This is a genomic window from Solidesulfovibrio carbinoliphilus subsp. oakridgensis (genome assembly GCF_000177215.2).
GTDB classification, from domain to species: Bacteria; Desulfobacterota; Desulfovibrionia; order Desulfovibrionales; family Desulfovibrionaceae; genus Solidesulfovibrio; species Solidesulfovibrio carbinoliphilus.
The window spans coordinates 1552996-1571535 of the sequence record NZ_CM001368.1 but is presented as its reverse complement, the minus strand read 5'-3'; the positions used below and the strand labels follow the sequence as shown (position 1 = coordinate 1571535).

16 protein-coding genes are annotated in these 18540 nt (G+C 67.4%); 9 read left to right on the top strand and 7 right to left on the bottom strand.

The window, feature by feature from the left end; translation table 11 throughout:
• Window positions 1–12 precede the first annotated feature (12 nt).
• The 4 genes from DFW101_RS06910 to DFW101_RS06895 all read right to left on the bottom strand — a co-directional run bounded on the left by DFW101_RS06910 (window position 13) and on the right by DFW101_RS06895 (window position 6130).
• On the bottom strand, window positions 13–1164 hold the full coding sequence (locus tag DFW101_RS06910) for an acylneuraminate cytidylyltransferase family protein (protein WP_009180791.1): 1152 nt from the start codon (window positions 1162–1164) through the stop codon (window positions 13–15).
• The gene (locus tag DFW101_RS06905; RefSeq protein ID WP_009180790.1) at window positions 1161–3788 is read right to left on the bottom strand and encodes a glycosyltransferase; all 2628 of its coding nucleotides are present in this window, start codon (window positions 3786–3788) and stop codon (window positions 1161–1163) included. The genes DFW101_RS06910 and DFW101_RS06905 overlap by 4 nt, the downstream gene beginning before the upstream one ends.
• A gap of 158 nt (window positions 3789–3946) precedes the next feature.
• On the bottom strand, window positions 3947–5617 hold the full coding sequence (locus DFW101_RS06900; RefSeq protein ID WP_009180789.1) for a glycosyltransferase family protein: 1671 nt from the start codon (window positions 5615–5617) through the stop codon (window positions 3947–3949).
• Window positions 5618–5821: 204 nt separating this feature from the next.
• The gene (locus DFW101_RS06895) at window positions 5822–6130 is read right to left on the bottom strand and encodes an isoamylase early set domain-containing protein (protein ID WP_009180788.1); all 309 of its coding nucleotides are present in this window, start codon (window positions 6128–6130) and stop codon (window positions 5822–5824) included.
• 506 nt (window positions 6131–6636) lie between these two features.
• Between DFW101_RS06895 and DFW101_RS06890 the strand changes: the two genes are divergently transcribed.
• The 8 genes from DFW101_RS06890 to uppS all read left to right on the top strand — a co-directional run bounded on the left by DFW101_RS06890 (window position 6637) and on the right by uppS (window position 13692).
• Entirely contained in the window at window positions 6637–7353 is a 717-nt protein-coding gene (locus DFW101_RS06890; RefSeq protein WP_198285081.1) for a lysophospholipid acyltransferase family protein, read from the top strand.
• Window positions 7350–9005, top strand: a complete 1656-nt coding sequence (locus DFW101_RS06885) for a ribonuclease J (RefSeq protein WP_009180786.1) — start codon at window positions 7350–7352, stop codon at window positions 9003–9005. The genes DFW101_RS06890 and DFW101_RS06885 overlap by 4 nt, the downstream gene beginning before the upstream one ends.
• 144 nt (window positions 9006–9149) lie before the next feature.
• Window positions 9150–9923 (top strand): fumarylacetoacetate hydrolase family protein, encoded by a 774-nt coding sequence (locus tag DFW101_RS06880; protein WP_009180785.1) that lies wholly within the window; start codon window positions 9150–9152, stop codon window positions 9921–9923.
• 218 nt (window positions 9924–10141) lie between these two features.
• Window positions 10142–10963: a 30S ribosomal protein S2 gene (gene rpsB / locus DFW101_RS06875; protein ID WP_009180784.1), complete on the top strand. Its 822-nt coding sequence runs from the start codon at window positions 10142–10144 to the stop codon at window positions 10961–10963.
• Between the two features lie 12 nt (window positions 10964–10975).
• The gene (gene tsf / locus DFW101_RS06870; RefSeq protein WP_009180783.1) at window positions 10976–11578 is read left to right on the top strand and encodes a translation elongation factor Ts; all 603 of its coding nucleotides are present in this window, start codon (window positions 10976–10978) and stop codon (window positions 11576–11578) included.
• A gap of 113 nt (window positions 11579–11691) precedes the next feature.
• Window positions 11692–12414, top strand: a complete 723-nt coding sequence (gene pyrH / locus DFW101_RS06865; RefSeq protein WP_009109628.1) for a UMP kinase — start codon at window positions 11692–11694, stop codon at window positions 12412–12414.
• A gap of 1 nt (window position 12415) precedes the next feature.
• Window positions 12416–12970, top strand: coding sequence for a ribosome recycling factor (gene frr, locus DFW101_RS06860; RefSeq protein WP_009180782.1), 555 nt, complete (start codon window positions 12416–12418; stop codon window positions 12968–12970).
• 41 nt (window positions 12971–13011) lie between these two features.
• Window positions 13012–13692 carry a polyprenyl diphosphate synthase gene (gene uppS / locus DFW101_RS06855; protein WP_232286229.1) on the top strand — a complete coding sequence of 227 codons (681 nt, stop codon included), beginning with the start codon at window positions 13012–13014 and terminating at the stop codon, window positions 13690–13692.
• A 186-nt stretch (window positions 13693–13878) separates the two neighbouring features.
• On the opposite strand, the gene msrB is transcribed toward uppS, so the two are convergent.
• Both msrB and DFW101_RS20135 read right to left on the bottom strand, forming a co-directional pair.
• Window positions 13879–15027 (bottom strand): peptide-methionine (R)-S-oxide reductase MsrB, encoded by a 1149-nt coding sequence (gene msrB, locus DFW101_RS06850; protein WP_009180780.1) that lies wholly within the window; start codon window positions 15025–15027, stop codon window positions 13879–13881.
• A gap of 276 nt (window positions 15028–15303) precedes the next feature.
• On the bottom strand, window positions 15304–15750 hold the full coding sequence (locus DFW101_RS20135; protein ID WP_009180779.1) for a hypothetical protein: 447 nt from the start codon (window positions 15748–15750) through the stop codon (window positions 15304–15306).
• Window positions 15751–16065: 315 nt separating this feature from the next.
• Between DFW101_RS20135 and DFW101_RS06840 the strand changes: the two genes are divergently transcribed.
• Entirely contained in the window at window positions 16066–16968 is a 903-nt protein-coding gene (locus tag DFW101_RS06840) for an N-acyl amino acid synthase FeeM domain-containing protein (RefSeq protein WP_043642743.1), read from the top strand.
• Here the strand turns inward: DFW101_RS06840 and DFW101_RS06835 are convergent.
• On the bottom strand, window positions 16908–18515 hold the full coding sequence (locus DFW101_RS06835; RefSeq protein WP_009180777.1) for an FAD-binding oxidoreductase: 1608 nt from the start codon (window positions 18513–18515) through the stop codon (window positions 16908–16910). The two genes, DFW101_RS06840 and DFW101_RS06835, sit on opposite strands and share 61 nt — an antisense overlap.
• Window positions 18516–18540: the final 25 nt, after the last annotated feature.

Genomic DNA, 18540 nt, shown 5'->3' with positions numbered 1-18540 from the left:
GGGGGCCTCGTTTTACCCTGCGACCGTGTACGCTCCCTGGTAGAACGGCAGCCCGGCCATGTCCTCGACGAACCGGACCCGGCCTGCCGGGACGAGGCGTTCCTCGGCCGCGATGGGCTGGCCGAGGCCGGCGCGGCTGACGGGGCAGGGCGGGGCCAGAAGTGGCGTATCCCGGGCGACGAGCCGCCAGATCGGGCTTTGCTGGTACACGGGCAGGCAGTGGGCGGTATTGGCCGTGGTCACGTAGCGGGGCGACCAGGTGTGGTCCTGGGCGGTGGGGTTCAAGAAATGGAGCTCGGCCAGATCGATGGCCAGGCGGGCGGTGAAGAGCGGCGGTTCGGGTTTTTGGAGGAGGAGCAGGGGGGCGGTCGGATCGGCCAGGAGGTCGGGGCCGAGCCAGTCGAGGAAAGCGGCGACATCGGCGTCGGTGGCCGTGGCCGGGGCCTGGACGAACCAGGGGCCGTGGGTCCGGGTGGCGACGGGCGTCTGGGTGAGGCGGGCCCCGGCGGCCAAGCGGAGAGCCAGGTCGAGGTCGGCCGGGGTATCGATGTCCACGGTCTCCTCTAGGTCGATACGGAGGCGGTGCTCGCGTTCGCTCAGGCGGTAGCCCAGGCGCATGGCCGTGCACTGGGGCGTCTCGCGCCGCCAGAGCATGTAGCTGGTGGAGGAGAAGCGAAGGAGGGTGGGAAAGCCGGCGAAGACCGGGGCGAAGCCGCCCCCGTGGGGGAAAAAGTAGTCCTGGTCCCAATGCTGTTCCGGGCGCACGGCCTGGACGCGCAGGGGATAGCCGGTGTGGATGGCGGCGGCGGCTTCGACCAGGCGGCCGGCCCGGCGGAAGGGGAAGGTCGGCATGAAAAGGCCGCCCCAGTGGAGCCGGGGCCGGGCTTCCATGTAGTGGTCCGCGACCCGGGCCAGCGGCGCGTCGTCGCCGGCGAGGCTGTCTGGCCGGATGAGGACGGCAACGTCGCCGGCCGGGTAGTGCTCGCGGACGACGGCGGCCACCTCCTCGCTTTCGGTGGAGACCGTGACGTCGCAAAAGACGTTGCTATCAAGCAGCACGTCCAGGGTGCGGCACAGGAGCGGCCGGCCGTGAAAGGGCAGGATGTTCTTGCGCGGCAGCCGCCGGGACCCCAGCCGGGCCGGCACCAGGGCGCCGATGTTCATGGGTGTTTCTTCCTTGCGTCAAAAAAGGGTTGGTGCCGGTCGAGGCTGGCCCGGACCTCGGCCAGATACCGGTCGCGGCCCAGAACGGCCCGGTTGCTTCCGTGGCGCCGGTAGCCGCCGAGGAGCCGGTCCACGGTGCGAAGGCGCGCCAGCTTGAAAAACCGCAGCCACAGGTCGAAGTCGCCGGCGAGCCGGAAGTCGTTGCAAAATCCGGCCCCGGCCGCTTCCCACAGCTCGCGCCTGAAAAAGGTGGACTCCTGCTGGATGAAGGCCCGGAAATCGCCCTTGTAAAAGACGTCCGGGGACCAGTCCGGCAGGTCGGGCCGGACCCAGGTGACCCGGCCTGAGGCGTCAAAGGCCGTGGGCCGGCCGGTGATCCACTGGCTGCCCGGGTCTGCGAGAAAGGTGTCGGCGACCTTCATGAGGGCCAGGGGGTGGAGCAGGTCGTCGGCATTGAGCCAGCCGAGGATGGGCGCGCCGGTCCCGGCAAAACCTGCGGCCACGGCCGGGTAGTGGCCGCCGTCCGGACCGGACCGCCAAGAGTGCAGATGCCGGGAGGCCCGGCGGACGATGGCGGCCGAGCCGTCGGTGCTGCCGCCGTCGTGGACCACGTATTCGAGCGCCGGGTAGCCTTGGGACAGCACGCTGTCCAGGGCGGCCGGCAGGAAGGCGGCCTGGTCGAGAGACGGCGTGACCAGCCGGATGGCGGGAAGCTTTTTCCGTACCAGGATGATCGGCAGGGCCAGGGAGGCGGCGGCGTCCGCGCCGAGAAGCGTGACCGTGGCGTGGGCCGCGTCCTCGCAAGGGGGCGGCAGCTCTTCGGCCGTGAAAAAGAGGTTCCAGGAAAAGGCCCGGCCAAAGGCGTCAAAGGGCTGGCCGGTCACGGGCCGCCAGTTGCGGTCGTAGGCGGCCTTTCCCAGGAAATGCCAGTCCGGGTCGCCCTCCAGGCCGGCAAAGGGGGTCAGCTCGTCGCGGCGGCCGAGCAGCGACAGAAGATAGGGCAGGAAGCCGCTGGTCCAGGGACCGTCCGGCCGGGCCACCACGTCGAAAAGGTGCAGGTGGAAGGAGCCCGGCCGGCCGAGACGGGACAGGTCGTCGGCCAGCCCGCGCCAGACGGCCGGGTCTTCGGGCACATGCTCCAGGGCCGAGACGGAAACGACCGCGTCAAAGGACCGGTCGGCCAACTGCGGGGAAAAGTCGCCGAGCGCCGCCCGGACCAGCCGGCCCGGCGGCGCGGCCGCCGGGCCGGTCGGGCCATTGCCGGCCCCGGCCAGGGGATCGAGGTTGGTGTAGTCGAACCGCTTGGCCAGCACCCGGCCAAGGGGCGAGTCCCCGCCGCCGATTTCAAGAACCCGGGCGCCCTCGGGCAGGCTGGCGGAGAGGACATGCCAGGCGAGCAGGTGCTGGTAATATTTGAGGTCGGCCAGGCCGGCGTCGCGAAAGGCCAGCTCCGGCGGCGGGGTGAAGGCGGCGAAGTGGCTCTTGCGGGAGATGCGCCAGGGGAAAAAGTTCCGGCCCGAGGCATAGGGCGGCGGCAGGAGGGCGGCCCGGAGGGCGGCCGTCTTTCGGGCCTCGTGCATGGCCTCGGGCAGGGCAACGGCGAAAAATCGCCGGCCCGGCCCGTCCAGGGAGAATTCCGGCTGCCGGGAAACAAGCGCCGGGTCGCGCAGGAGCCGTTCATAGGCGTCCACATAATACGCCACCCGGCTGGCGGCGCTCCAGTGTTCGACCAGCCACTCCCGGCCCAGGGCCCCGATGTCCGTCGCGGCAAGAGGATCGGCGTGCAGGGCCAGGAGGGCCGGGCCGGCGTCCTCCAGCCGGACGTTGACGAACGGGCACTTGGCCGTGCCGGCAAAGGCGGCCAAAAGCTCCAGGCACCGGCCGTCGAGGTAAGACAGGACCGGCTTGGCCATGGACAGGCCTTCCAGGCCCGTCAGGTGGTAGCTGCCGGAAACCAGGTCGTCGACTACGAGCCTGGCCCGGCGTTTGCGGCCAAGGGCCTCGGCCAGGGGCACGCCGGTCGCGATGTCGGCCGTGACCCCCTGGCGCCGGTGGAGGTCGGCGAGCAGGGCCGTCACCTCGGGCGCGGCCTTGGTGTTCCACCGGTCCTCGAAGGCCCCGACCGTCTTGGTGTGGCTGAAAAAGACGTCCACATCCGGCGGCCCGGCGGCCGGCCGGTAGGCGTCCTCGTCCTCGGGCACGAAATTGGGCACCACCATGGCCCGGGGGTACAGCCGCTCCGGGTACTGGGCAATGACCAGGGACGGCAAGGGATCGGCGAGCAGTGCGGCCGTGGGGATGCCCATGGTCCCGGCCACCAGCTCCGGCGTGCTGTGGAACTGGCGGAGGACCGCCGCGCCGCGCCGGGCCAGGGCGGCGAAGTCGATGGGCGCAAACGCGGTCGAGGCCAGCCCCAGGTAGTTGTGCAGGCAGATGACGTCCGCCGCCTCGGCCAGGGCCACGGCCAGGTCGGGGGTCTCGTCAAAGACCACGTCCTGGCCGAAAAGCCCGAACCGGGTGGCGTCCACGAGCCGGGCGTCCAGGCCCCCGTGCCGCCGCAGGGCCGCCGCCAGCCGGACCGGCATCCCGGCCAGGGGGGTCAGGGAAAAGTGGACGATGCGCATGGGGAACATGCCTCCGGCGGCCGGGGGGGATTTTCCACCCCCCCCGGACCCCCCGGGCGTGGTGGGGATGGGACACGTTTTCTGTTCATGGGACCGATCGCACTTTTGCCGCCTTGGGAGAGGGGGACGTTTGTAAACCGTGGAGGGGCCCGGGGGAATCATTCCCCTGGCGGGGTCCGGGGTGGAGTCCCGGTTTCCTGGGCGAAGGCCTTGCGTATTCTGCCTGCCGGGTCGGCCAGGGCCAGGCGGCGGGCGAAGCGGGCGTCCTGGCCCTGGCGCGCGGCCGTGGCCCCGGCCAGACGGATTTCCTCCAGGCCCGCCTCCAGCCGGAAAGCCTGCAAATTGGCCAGCCCCAGTTCCAGGCCGAGCGACCAGTCGTCGGGCTTGTGGAGCGTCAAACGGGAGAGAAGCCCCACCCGCGTAACGGACGTGCCGGGCAGGCGGCGCAGGAGCGCTTCCAGGCGCCGTTCGATCTCGAGATCCCCGGGACAGAGGTCCCGGGCCGCGAACAGGCACTGGGCCGCATTGTCCGGCAGGTGGATTTTCGGGTCAAAGACCATGCCTGGCGCGGCCAGGAAGCCGGCGGCGGCCAGGGTGTCGGCGAAAAAGAGCAGGTAGTCGCGTTCGCCGGCCAGCCGGGGGGCATCGCGCCGGCCCGTGGCCCCGATCACGGCCACATAGGCCCGCTTGGCTACCTCGACTTCGCCCAGGCGGCAGGCGGCCAGGGCGCAGGCCGCGCCCACGACCGGGTCCCGGGCCAGCTCCGGCCGGGACAGGCACAGCCCGGCCAGCCGCAGCACGGCCTCGCGGTCGCCGCCGGTGAGTCCCATCTGGATGCGGGCGGCCATGATCTCCGGCGTGTCCGGCGCGGCTGACAGCCGCCGCCAGACCATGTCCCGGGGCAGGGCCAGGTGGCCGGCCCGGCGCAGGTGGTAGAGGGTCAGGGCTTCGGCCGCCCGGGCCTCGGGGCCGCGCGCCCCCGTGGTGGCGGTTTCGGCCAGGGCCCAGAGGCTCTCCGCCCGGTGTTCGGGCAGGTGGCGGGCGTTTATGGCGGCATGGGCGGCCCGGCCCATTTTTTCGGTCAGCCCGGGGTGGGCCAGGGCGAAGCGGAGGCGGTCGTCGAGTTCCAGCACATCGTCGTAGTAGAGGGCCTCCCGGTCCGGGACGAAGAGTTCGGCCACGGCCTCGGGCTGGCGTTCGGACACGGGCAGGCAGCCGCTGGAGGCCGCCTCGAAGAGCCGCAGGTTGATCTCGCCGGCGATGGATTCGTTGGGCCCCAGGCGGGCGGCGTCGTAGACCGCGGCCAGGGCTTCGCCAAAGGCGTCCTGGCGCACCGTCAGGCCGAAGCGGGCCAGGTGGTCGGCAAACCAGCGCCGGCGCGGGCGCTGTCGGCTGAGCCGGCCGACGAAGGCCAGGGGAGTGGTCCGGCCGGAAAAGGGGGCCAGGGGCCGGGCCCGGCCATGCCAGGGCACCCAGGCGGTCCGGCCCGGGCAGGCCTGGGCAAAGGCTTCGGCCAGGTGGGGTTGGGTGGTGGCCACGGCGGAAAAAAGCCGGGCATACGGGCGTTGCCAGAAGAAATTGAGGTGCGGGTCCAGGGCCCAGAACAGGGTGGGGCAGGGCGCGGCGTCGAGATCGGTCAGGACCAGCCGGCAGCCCAGGTTTTCCTGGTGGAGGACCAGGTCCGGCGGTTCGGGGAGCGTGGCCAGGAGTTCGGGCAGGCTGGCCGCGCCCTGGGGCGGGGAGAGGTGCATGACCCGGGCGCCGAGGCGCTCGAAGGCCGGCCCGAGGCCGGAGTGGATGCAGCAGACGGTGGGTATCCGGGGGGCCATGCGCGGGTCCGGGGAAGGGCCGCGAGGCCAAGGCTCCGCGTCGGCGGAAACCGCCGCAAACGCCCCCGAAATCCGCTGACGCGGCCGTCCGCGAGGGTCGGCCGGCCGTGCGCCCGGGAAGATTCCCTCCTCTTGCCGTGCGCGGGCACGCGAAGGGACTTCTCGCTTGCCGCGAAAAACGGGCGTTTTTCGCGAAGGCGCGGTTCAGACCGTGATCACGGAATTCTCGCAGTCGCCAAACGGGCTGAAGGCGTACTTGTCCGCCTCGGGGTCGCTGATCCAGATCTCCCCATCGATCAGGTACCGAAACTGGTATTCGCGGCCGGTCGGCAGGTCAAGGGTGGCGGTGAAGGAGCCGTCTTTCTGCTTGCGCATGGCCGCGACGCCCACTTCCCAGCCGTTGAACTCGCCGACCAGATGGACGTTGCTCGCGTCCCTGGCCTGTTCCTTGGACAGGACGAAGGTCACTTTGCAGATGGGCTTGCTTTTCAGAAGCTTTTTTTTCAGCGACATGAAAACCCTCCTTTGGGAATGGCCTCGCGCCTTTGGGGCGCGTGGCGCAACAGGGGACCATAGCCCAGGGGTATCCGCTCTTTGTGGCGTTGTAAAATCCTTTTTGAAAAAAAAGGAGGAGAAACCGTGTCAGATCAACCCCAAGGGCCAGGTCAAAGGAAGGTCCCGCGTCCAGGGCTGTCCGGAAACGCTCCAACCCGTCGTGGCCGTTGTCCTCCCAGGCGCATGCTCCGTAACGCGACCGGGTGGCGACAGGGTGACGCGTGCACGAGGATCGTCGTCGACGAGGCCTCTTTTCATGGCACGCCCTTTTGCGTCCGGCCGCGAAGCCGGGCCGCCGAAACGGGTGTTGCCAAAAAAGAAAAACCGATGCAAGGCTGGCGGCAGGGCCGGAAAGATCGCCAGGCCCGCCGCGAGGCTGGATTTTTTCAGCCGCCGCCACTACTATGCGAAGCCGCCCGGCCTTTTCCCCCGGCCGGAGCATGGAAGACACGGAAGAAGACAGCATGATCCGATCCCTTCTTTTTACGCTCTGCGTGGTGCCCCTGACCTTTTTTTTCAGCGCCCTGTGCTGGCTTTTCGCCCGCGTGGGCTCGGACGGCCGTTTGTCCCACTGGTGCGAGTGCCAGTGGGCCAGGGCGCTTCTGTGGTGCGCCGGGGTGCGCGTCGAGGCCGATCTTGCGGCCCTGGACCCGGAGGGCGTGTATATTTTCATGGCCAACCATCAGAGCCACATGGATATTCCGATTCTCTTTGCCGCCCTTTCCCGGTACAACTTCCGGTTCCTGGCCAAGGAAAGCCTTTTCGCCATCCCCGTCTTCGGCCCGGCCATGCGCCGCATGGGGCACGTGGCTATTGACCGGCAAAACCGGCGCAAGGCCATGGAGTCGATCCAGGAGGCCGCGGATTTGGTCTCCCGGGGCATCGGGCTGCTGGTTTTTCCCGAAGGCACGCGGTCCCTCGATTATGCCCGCCTGGGCGAGTTCAAGACCGGTGGCATGATCGTGGCCCTCAAGTGCCGGGCCAAGGTCGCCCCGGTCATCGTCACCGGGTCCGGAGCGCTTTTGTCCAAGCACGGCCGCCGGGTCCGGCCGGGTGTCGTGACCGTGCGGGCCCTGCCCCCCTTCGATCCTCACGCCTCGTACACGCTCAAGGAGCGTGAAGCTTTTAAAAACGACCTTTGGGCCCGCATGGATGGGGCCTACCAGGAGATGCGCCCATGAATCAAACGTCCGCCGTGACCCTCTATCCCCTCGGCGGCCTCGGAGAGATCGGTCTCAACTGCATGGCCCTGGTGTCCGGCGATTCCATGATCGTCGTGGACTGCGGCCTGATGTTTCCGGACGATTCCCTGTTCGGCATCGATGTGGTCATTCCGCGCTTCGACTTCATCCTGGCCAACAAGGACAAGCTCAAGGGCATCATCCTGACCCACGGCCACGAGGACCACATCGGGGCCCTGCCGTGGCTCATGCGGTCCTGCGACGCGCCGCTTTACGGCTCGAAGTTCACGCTGGCCCTGGCCGCCAAGAAGCTCGACGAGCACAGCCTCAAGGAATTCACCCGGTTCGAGCCGGTCTCCGGCGGGCAGACCCTCACGCTTGGCGATTTCAGGATCACCTTCTTTCCGGTCTGCCACTCCATCGTCCACGGGTATGCCCTGGGCATCGAGACGCCGGCCGGCCGGATCGTCCACACCGGGGACTTCAAGATCGACCGCAATCCCATGGACGGCCACGCCACCGACCTGCCGGCCATAAAGGCCTTTGCCGAGCCCGGCGTCCTGCTCCTCATGTCCGACTCGACCAATGCCGAGCGCGACGGGTTCGCGCTGACCGAACGCGAGATCAAATCCGCCCTGGCCGACATCTTCACCGACGCCCCCGGGCGGATCGTGGTCACGCTGTTTTCCAGCCACATCCAGCGGATGCAGGAGGTCTACGACCTGGCCCACGCCACGGGCCGCAAGGTCGCGGTCTCGGGCAAGAGCCTTTTTTCCAATATCGAGATCGCCCGCGACCTGGGGCACCTGCGCGTGCCCGAAGGGACCGAGGCCAGCCTCGACGACCTGCCGGGCCTGCCCGACCACCAGGTGGTCCTGCTCGTGACCGGCTCCCAGGGCGAGCCGCTTTCGGCCCTCTCCCGCCTGGCCTACGGCGAGCACCGCCAGATCAAGGTCCACAAGGGCGACACGGTCATCCTGTCCTCGCGATTCATCCCGGGCAACGTCCGGGCCATAACCAGGCTCATCAACCGCCTCTACAAGCTCGGGGCCGAGGTCCTCTACGAGCGGGTCCAGGCCATCCACGCCTCGGGCCACGCCCACGGCGCGGAACTGCGGCTCATGCTCGAAACCGTGGCCCCCAAGTTCTTCATCCCGGTCCACGGCGAATACCGCCACCTGGTCAAGCACTCCCGCATCGCCGTGGACTGCGGCGTGGCCCCGGAGCGGGCCCTGGTCATCGAGGACGGCCAGCCCGTCACCTTCAAAAACGGGCTCATCCGGCTCGAAGACCCGATCCCGGTCGAGCACATCTACGTGGACGGCAAGGGTGTCGGCGACGTCGGGGTGACGGTGCTCAAGGAACGCCAGCTCCTGGCCGGCGAGGGGCTCGTCATCGTGGTCATGGTCGTGGACGAGAAGTCCGGGGAACTGACCTTTGGCCCCAACATCCTGTCCAAGGGCTTCGTCTTCGAGCAGCACTACAGCCACGTGTTGGAAGACGCCAAGTGCATCGTGCTCGACATCTACGAAAACGTGCCTCCGGGCCAGTCCGACCTGCTCAAGGAACGCATCCGCTCGGCCCTGCGCCGCTTTTTCCGCAAGGTCCTGGAACGCGATCCCGTGGTCGTGCCCCTGGTCATCACCCTGTAGCGTCCTCGAAAATGCGCCGGGTTTTGGGAGAATAGGTGTTGTTCTTGCCCGGGTTCGCGAAAACATGTCTGCGCGAACGCTGGGAACACGAAGCTCGAGCGGTTCGCGGGCGGCCCGGAGGCCGCCGCAAGGAGGCCCTGGACCATGAAAGTGCTGCGTGTGCGCCGGGGCGGGGCGACGTTTTACGGACAACTCCTGTTGGAGGAGGCCGCGGTGCGCTGCCTGGACCGGTCGCTCGGCCTGCCGGACCCCATTCCCCTGGCCGAACTCCAGGTCCTGCCGCCGGTGTCGCCGTCCAAGGTGGTCTGCGCGGCGGGCAATTTCCGCAGCCGGTTGCGGGAACTCGGCCGCGACCCGTCCGACGCGCCCATGCTTTTTTTGAAGCCGCCCTCGGCCGTCATCGGCAGCGGCCAGGGCATCGTGCTGCCCCGGGCGGCCGGCCGGGTCGAGGCCTTTGCCGAGCTGGCCATCGTCATCGGCCGGACCTGTCGTAACGTGGCCCCGGAAAACGTGTTGCGCTGCCTTTTCGGCTACAGCTGCGCCAACGACGTCACGGCCGGGGACCTGCGCGGCCTGGACGAGCCCCTTGGCCGGGCCAAGGGGTTTGACACCTTTGCCCCCATCGGCCCCTGGATCGAGACCACCGTGGCCGACCCGTCTGACCTCGGCCTGCGCCTTCGCATCAACGACCGTCTGGTCCAGGAGGAGGGCACCGGCGACATGGTGGTCGGTCCCCTGGCCCTGGTGAGCTTCGTCTCCTCCATCATGACGCTTTTGCCCGGCGACGTGGTCCTCTCCGGTTCCCCGGCCGGCGGCGGGGCCCTCTCCCCGGGCGACGAGGTCCGGGTGGAAATCGACGAGGTGGGCGTGCTCATCAACGCCGTCCTGGCCGAGGCCGAGGCCGCACCCCTGCAATAGCGGGCCGCCTCCCGGCCGTTTCCTCCCGACGCCGCCCGCCTTGCCGGCTGCCGCCCGGTGCCGGGCGGGTGGATTTTTCCGAGGTTCGGGGCTTGCCTTTTTCCCTGAACCGGACTACAAGCCGCTGTTCGTCAAACACACACGCTTCGCCCCTGACTTGGGTGCCGGACGGTCCGGTGGCTCGCCGGCGAAGCGGAGGGAAAACCCAAGGAGTCCCCATGCCTTACGTGACCATGAAACAGCTTCTGGAGACCGGCGTCCACTTCGGGCACCAGACCCGCCGTTGGAACCCCAAGATGCGCCCGTTCATTTTCGGCGCCAGAAACGGCATCCATATCATCGACCTCCAGCAGACCGTCAAACTCTACCAGAAGGCCCACGACTACGTGGCCGACATCGTGGCCGGCGGCGGCCGCGTGATCTTCGTCGGCACCAAGCGCCAAGCCCAGGAGTCGGTGAAAAAGGAAGCCGAGCGCGCCGGACAGTTTTTCGTCACCAACCGTTGGATGGGCGGCATGCTCACCAACTTTCAGACCATCAAGAAGAGCATCGACCGCCTGAAAAACCTCGAGCGCATGTTCGAGGACGGCTCCATCAAGAAGTTCCCCAAAAAGGAAATCGTCATGATGGGCCGCGAGGTGGAGAAGCTCAACGCCACGCTTGGCGGCATCAAGAACATGGACCGCCTGCCCCAGGCCGCGTTCATCATCGACCCCAAGCGCGAGGAGATCGCGGTCCAGGAATGCCGCAAGCTCGGCATCCCCATCGTGGCCGTGGTCGACACCAACTGCGATCCGGACGTCATCGACCACGTCATCCCGGGCAACGACGACGCCATCCGGGCCATCAAGCTTTTCGCCACCAGCATCGCCGAGGCCTGCCTCGAGGGTGCTGCCCAGAACAAGGATGCGGAGCCGGATTTCGACAAGGACCAGCTGCCCGAGTCCGAGCCTGAGGCCGCGACCGCCGCTGAAGCCCCTGCCGCGCCCGCCCCTGCGCCGGCCGCTCCTGAAACCGCTTCCGAAACCACCGAAGACTAGGAGGACCTCCCCATGGCCGATATTACCGCCAGTTCCGTGAAAGCCCTGCGCGACAAGACCGGCGCGGGCATGATGGATTGCAAGAAGGCCCTGGCCGAGTGCGGCTGCGACGAGGAAAAAGCCGTCGCCTGGCTGCGCGAGAAGGGCCTGTCCAAGGCCCAGAAGCGGGCCGGCCGCGCCACGAGCGAGGGCGTCATTGGCTCCTATATCCACTCCACCGGCAAGATCGGGGTGATGGTCGAGATCAAGTGCGAGACCGACTTCGTGGCCCGGTCCGAGCGGTTCCAGGAGTTCGCGAAAAACGTGGCCATGCAGATCGCGGCCGCCAATCCCGTCTGCCTCGGCCCGGAAGAAGTCCCGGCCGACATGCTGGCCAAGGAAAAAGAGATCTTCAAGCACCAGGCCATGGAAGAGGGCAAGCCCGAAGCCATTGCCGAGAAGATCGTCGATGGCCGCGTCAAAAAGTTCTACAAGGAAATCTGCCTGCTCGACCAGCCGTTCATCAAGGACGACAAGGTCTCGATCAGGGATCTGTTAAACGAGCTCGTGGGCGTTCTCGGCGAGAACGTCCAGATCGGGCGCTTTACGCGCATGGCCCTGGGCGAGGACGCCTAGGCCGTCGCGCACCGACCGGAAAACGGGCCGAAAGGCCCGTTTTTTTTGGGGTACGGTGTCGGCCCGCCGGCGTTCCCCCTGGTTTCCGTCCACTCCTTCTCACGAGGTGCTCCATGTCGAATTTGCGGTTTTCCCAGGTTTTGCTTAAGATAAGCGGCGAGGCGTTGGCCGGGGGGCGTCCTTTCGGGATCGACAACCAGACCATCACCAATTTCGCCCGGGAGATCGCCCAGGCGGCCGCGGCCGGGGCCAGGATCTCCCTGGTCATCGGCGGCGGCAACATCTTCCGGGGCGTCTCGGACCAGGCCGCCGGCATGGACCGGGCCTCGGCCGACTACATGGGCATGCTGGCCACGGTCCTAAACGCCCTGGCCGTGCAGGAGGCCCTGGAGAAGCAGGGCATGTCCACCCGGGTCATGTCGGCCATCACCATGCAGGAGGTCTGCGAGCCCTACATCCGCCGCCGGGCATTGCGGCACCTGGAAAAGGGACGGGTGGTCATCTGCGCCGCCGGCACCGGCAATCCGTACTTCACCACGGACACGGCCGCGGCGCTTCGGGCCATGGAACTCAAAACCGAGGCCATCCTCAAGGGAACCAAGGTCGACGGCGTCTACGACAAGGACCCGGTCAAGCACGCCGATGCCGTCAAATTCGACGAACTGACCTACATGGACGTCCTCGGGAAGCGGCTTCGGGTCATGGACGCCACGGCCATCACCCTGGCCATGGACAACAACCTGCCCATCGTGGTCTTTAACATGTTCACCCCGGGCAACCTTACCCGGGTGCTGGCCGGCGAACCGGTCGGCACCGTGGTCAAAGGAGGCGAATGACATGCGTGAAGTACTTACCGAAGCCGAGGACCGGATGAAAAAGGCCTTGTCGGTCCTCGACAAGGAATTCGCGCGCCTGCGCACCGGCCGGGCCACCACCAGCCTGCTCGACGGCGTGCGCGTGGAATATTACGGCTCGGTCACCCCGCTCGAGCAGATCGCGTCGGTCTCGACCCCGGACAGCCGGACCATCACCATCCAGCCCTGGGACCGCAAGGCCTTCAACGACGTGGAGCGGGCCATCCTCAAGTCCGACCTCGGCCTCACCCCGGTCAACGACGGCAAGATCATCCGCATCTCGATTCCGCCGCTGACCGAGGACCGCCGCAAGGACCTGGCCAAGGTGGCCAAGAAGTACGCCGAAGAGGCCAAGGTCGCCATCAGAAACGTCCGCCGCGACGCCAACGAGGCCCTCAAGAAAAAGAAGAACGACAAGGCGATCAGCGAGGACGACCAGCACAAGGGCCAGGAAGACGTGCAGAAGCTGACCGATGGCTACATCGCCAAGACCGATGAGGCCTTTTCGAAAAAAGAAAAGGAAATCATGGAGATCTAGTGGCAGACAGCCAGACGCTTCCCCGCCACGTGGCCATCATCATGGATGGCAACGGGAGGTGGGCCACCATGCGCGGGCTGCCCCGCAGCGAAGGGCACCGGGCCGGCACCGAGGCCGCGCGCGGCGTGGTCACCCGCTGCCGGGAACTCGGCATCCGGCACCTGACCCTGTACACCTTCTCCAAGGAGAACTGGGGCCGGCCGGCCGACGAGGTCAAGTTCCTCTTCGACCTGCTCGTGCGGTTTCTGACCCGGGAACTGGACACGCTCCTGACCCAATCCATCCGGTTCCAGGTCCTTGGCGAAATGGCCGACCTGCCGCTGGCCACCCGCAAGGTGCTGGCCCACGTCATCGCCAAGACGGCCCACTGCACCGAGATGACCCTCAATCTCGCGCTCAACTATTCCGGCCGCGAGGAGATCCTGCGGGCCTGCCGCAACCTCGTGGCCCAGGGCGTGGCCCCGGGCGACGTGACCGAGGAGCGGCTTGCGGCCGCCCTCTACACCGCCGGCCAGCCCGATCCCGACCTCATCATCCGCACCAGCGGCGAAATGCGCCTGTCCGGCTACCTGCTGTGGCAGTCGGCCTACAGCGAATTCGCCTTTCCCGACACCCTCTGGCCCGACTTCACGCCCGCGGAACTCGACGCCGTGCTGGCCGACTACCAGACCCGCTCCCGCCGCTTCGGCCTCACCGGCGACCAAGTCGCCGCCGGCCGCTAGGGGGAGGAAGACTGGGGCGCTGCCCCAGACCCCGTCGGGGGGGATCATCCCCCCCGAACCCCCTGTCCTGGAAACGCGAACGGCCGGTCCTAACAAGGACCGGCCGTTCGCGTTTCCAAGTCGGGGGGGCCTGGGGGGAATCATTCCCCCCAGCGGGGTTCGGGGCAGCGCCCCGATTCTTCTCCCCTACTGGAACAGCTTGGCGTACTGGCCGTAGCCTTCCTTTTCCAGGTCCGCCTTGGGCACGAAGCGCAGGGCGGCGGAGTTCATGCAGTAGCGCATGCCGGTCGGCGGGGGGCCGTCCGGGAAGACGTGGCCCAGGTGGGAATCGGCGTACCGGCTTCGGATTTCGGTCCGCTGGGAAAAGAGGTGGCGGTCCTCGCGCTCGACGATGTTGCCCGGCTCAAGGGGCCTGGTGAAGCTCGGCCAGCCCGTGCCCGAGTCGTACTTGTCCTTGGAGCTGAAGAGCGGCTCTCCGGACACGATGTCCACGTAGATGCCGTCGGCCTTGTTGTCCCAGTAGGCGTTCTTGTAGGGCGGCTCGGTCCCTTCGCGCTGGGTGACCTCGAACTGCATGGGGGTCAGCCGTTTTTTGAGTTCGGCCGGGCCCGGCTTGGCAAAGGTTCTGGGCGGGGGCACGGGGGACGGCCCGGCCGGCGTGGGCGTGGCCGGGTCGGACTTGGCGGCCGCGGCGGCCGGGCTGTCGCCCCAGGTCTTTTTCAGGAACTGGTCCCGGCCCGAACCCCAGCGGTAATAGCGGTAGCGTACCGGATTTTTGGCGGCATAGTCCTGGTGGTAGTCCTCGGCCGGATAGAAGCTCTCGTAGGGCCGGATCTCGGTGACGATGGGCTTGGCGCCAAAGACGCCGGAGGCGGCCAGCCGCTTTTTGGAGGCTTCGGCGATGCGGCACTGCTCGTCGCCGTGGCAGAAGATGACCGAGCGGTACTGCCTGCCCCGGTCCACGAACTGCCCGCCGGCGTCGGTCGGGTCGATGTGCCGCCAGAAATATTCGACCAGGTCGGCGTAGCTGACCTTTTTGGGGTCGAAAAAGACCTGTACCGCCTCCTGGTGGCCGGTCTTGCCCGCGGAATTTTCCTCATAGGTCGGGTTGACCTCCTTGCCGCCGGAAAAGCCCGAAATGGCCCGGATGACGCCCGGGACCTTCTCGAAATCGGCCTCCGTGCACCAGAAGCAGCCGCCGGCAAAGGTGGCGACCTCTTCCCCCTGTCTGGGTTTCAGGTCTTCGGCCGTGACGGCAAAGGCCCTGGCCGCAACGAGCCAGGCGCAACCGCCGGTCAGGAGCAAAAGCAGCCAGTAGGCCAGGGTGCTGCGCATGGACGTTCCTCCTTGTTGAGGGGCCCGGCCGCAGGGCCGGACCCCCGGCTGGAGTTGGGCAGGGTGATGGAACTCCTGTCTCGGGGGCCATGCTCCATTCCTGCACCAGAGTGCGGTCCATTTCCATCCTTTTTTTGCCTGTGCCGCTTCCTCTCCATGTCCGAGCCGGACCTGTGCGTCCGAGTCCCGTGGCCCTGGCGGGCCGAAGTGGCCTGTTGCCAGGGCCATGGCATGGGCGTGGGGCCGCGTTTCCACACGCGGTGGCGCTGGCCGGTTCTAGGAGCCGGCGCCGCCCGAGCTGCCGCCGGAGCCGGAGGTGGTGCCGCCCCCGCCGCCGCCGACGCTGCCGCCGATGTTGCCGTCGCCGGTCACAGGCTGCCCGGAACCGCCGCCGGCGTTACCCGTGCCGGTGACCGTGCCGGAGCCGCCGCCGCTGTCGCCCTGGGTGCGGTTGGGGTTGGACTTGCCGTCCATGTTGCGCATGTCGCCGGGCACGCCGGACGTGCCGGGCTGCTGGCGGGAAGCGCCGTAGCCGGAGCCGCTGCCGGTGGTGTCTTGCGTGCCGCTGCCCGAGGTGCTCCAGGAGCCGCCGGGCTGGTTGTCGCTGTTCAAGGACGGACGGTTGGCATTGTCGCCACTACCGCTTATCGCGGCTGTGGGAAGGGCCAGGATGAGGCCAAGCGCTGCTGCCGCCAGTGCGCAAGAAATGGGGTAGGTGCGCATAGTCAGTTCTCCTTTTGTAAAACAACAATGAAAAGAAGGGTTAAAGGGTTGAATAAGAATCTGACGATTGCATAGTGCCAGAGTTTGTGGAAAAGGCAAGAGTCAATTCTCTGGAATTTACAGTGGAAATTATTTTTTCTTTTTTTGGTATAGAAGGACAGGAGGCATGACTGTTTGAATGAAACGAAACCGGAAAACCGTCAGACGCGCCCGGAAGCCTGGAATGATTATTGCTTCACGAATACTCCGTCAAAGAACGCGGAGCCGGCCCGAGCGGCCCGGCCGGTGGACGGACGGCAACGGATGTGGGAATCTATGGTAGCAAGACCTCGCGACGGCATTGAACTGCGGCAGACCATCCGCATCCGGCGGTCGACCCTGCTCGACGCCAAGCTCGACAAGCTCGACCGGCCGAGCCTCAAGATAGCCGAAACGACCGACGAGTACGTCCAGGCCTTCACCCTGCTCCACAACGTCTACCTCAAATCCGGCTATCTGGACCGGGAAGACCCGTCGCGGCTCCATTTCGGCATCCACAACCTGCTGCCGAAGACCTGCGTCTTCATTTTCAAATCCTACGTGAAGGTCCTGGCCTCCATGACGTTCATTCCGGATTCGCCGGAGTTCGGCCTGCCCATGGACGAACTCTACGGGACCGAGCTGCGGGCTTTGCGGAAAAAAGGGCGCAGGATAGCGGAGATCGGGTCCCTGGTCACCCGTCTGGACCGGCGGGGACAAAACATCGTCATGTTCCTGGCCAAGGCCATCTTCCAGTATGCGGTCCTGGCCGACATCGATGACCTGTGCATCACGGTCAATCCCAAGCACGTCAACTTCTACCGCTCCATCTTCCTTTTCGATTCCCTGGGGGAGGAGCGGTTCTACGAGAAGGTCGGGGCACCGGCCGTGGCCCTGCAGGTCGACATGCGGCGCATCGGTACGGCCTTGCAGGAAATCTACGGGGCCTCCGATTTCGACACCAACCTGCACGCCTTTTTCACCCGGGGAAACCTCCATTCCCAGGCCACGGGCCTCCACCGCCTGCGCGCCCAAAAGACCGCCGCCCTTCCCGACGAGCTTCTCCAAAAGCTTCTGGAGGCCCGGCCGGACCTGTTGCGCGGCCTTTCCCGGGCCCAGTACGCCGTACTGCGCTACGCCTACCCCGGATTGGACCTGCCCACCCGCTCGTCCGCCGCCCCGGGCAGGCCGATGCCGTAGCGGCCCCGGGCCAGGATGTCGCACGGGTCGAGAACGGACTTGAGCCGGGACAGGGTCCGGCCCATGGCCGGATCGGGGTGGCGCAGGCCTTCCATGCCGAGGATCGAGGATCGGTAGGTGGGGATGGAGCTGGCGGCAAAAGCGGCGCGAAGGGCCTGGTAGAGGGCGTGGGCCCGGGCCTTTTCGGCCTCGTCGCGCCTGTTGAAGACGATATTGAGGATGCCGACCAGCCGCTCGGCCGTCACCAGCGTCAGGGTGAGCGGCATCTCGAAGCCGTGGGCCGCGAAAAGGGGTCCGGCCAGGGCCGCCAGGCGCCCGGCCGCGCCGTTTGTGGCCGGAACCGTCGGCGCGAACCAGAGGAGCCCCAGGTCCTCGGGCCGGGCCACCCGCCACAGGATGTTGCGGTAGGCCTCGTCCGAGGGCACGCCCTGCATGAGGGCGTGGATGTGCCGAAAGGACTCCAGGGACTCGCGGATTTTTTCCGCCCCGGACAGGCCCAGTGCGCCAAGGCCGGCCATGGCCCGATCGAGGAGCGCCAGGCGGGCGTCGCTGAAACGCCTGACCGTGGCCACGCCCCGGAAGGCTTCCTTCAGGCGCTTGCCGTGGGCCGCGACCACTTTTTTGAGGCCATAGAGGCCGCCGGCCGCGTTCCAGTAGCCGACGGGCAGGAGCCGTGAGGACATGATCCGCATGGCGTCAAGATCTCCGACGACCCGGTCCCGGAACTCCGGCGGGCAAAGCCGCGACGACATGAGGTAGCGGACCGGGTTGGCCACGTGCACGCAGCTTCGAACCACACCCTCCTGGCGCAGACGGCGCAGGATCTCGATCATGGGCCCGAGGCCGTCCGGGGCGTCGCAGCGCAGGACAAAGGATTCGAACCGCTCGGGCTTGGGCAAAAGCGGGATGCGCACGGCCGTCACCACGCCGAAGTTCGACTGCACGAAAAGCCCCTTGAGGTCGGGGCCGAACCCCGGGAACAGGCCGGTGCGGATGCGGTCGCCGTTGCCGAGGACCACCTCGGCGTCGGTGAATTCCTCGCGGTGGTTGCCAAGGGGCGTGTGGCCGAATCCGCCCTCCAGGGCGTTGCCGACGATGCTGGCCTCGCGCCCGGCCCCGGTGGCGTCCATCCAGTAGGGCGCGTGCTCCCGCACCAGAAAATCGTAAAGATCCTGCTGGGAGACGCCGGCCTCCACCACCACGGTCCCAAGCCTCGGGTCGTAGTCGCGGATGGCGCGCATCCGCGACAGCTCGAGGAGGACCTGGCCGGGGAGAACCGGACTTCTGTCGCCGTAGCCGACATTGCGGCCCCGGCTGACGGGATAGAGCGGCGTGCCGGTCGCGCAGGCCAGCCGGACGAGGGCCATCACCTCCTCGGCCGTGGCCGGGAAGACGGCCGCGGCCAGGGGACGGTGCAGGCCGAGGGTGTTTTCCGCAAGCGGCCCGAGCGCGGCCGCGTCGTCGAGGACGTGCCCGGGGCCGACGATGCCCGGGGCTTCCCGGAAAAAGGCGGCCAGGTCCGGTGGTGAGGAAACCGTTTCGCGCATGGCTTCTCCTTTTGCGAAAGCGGCG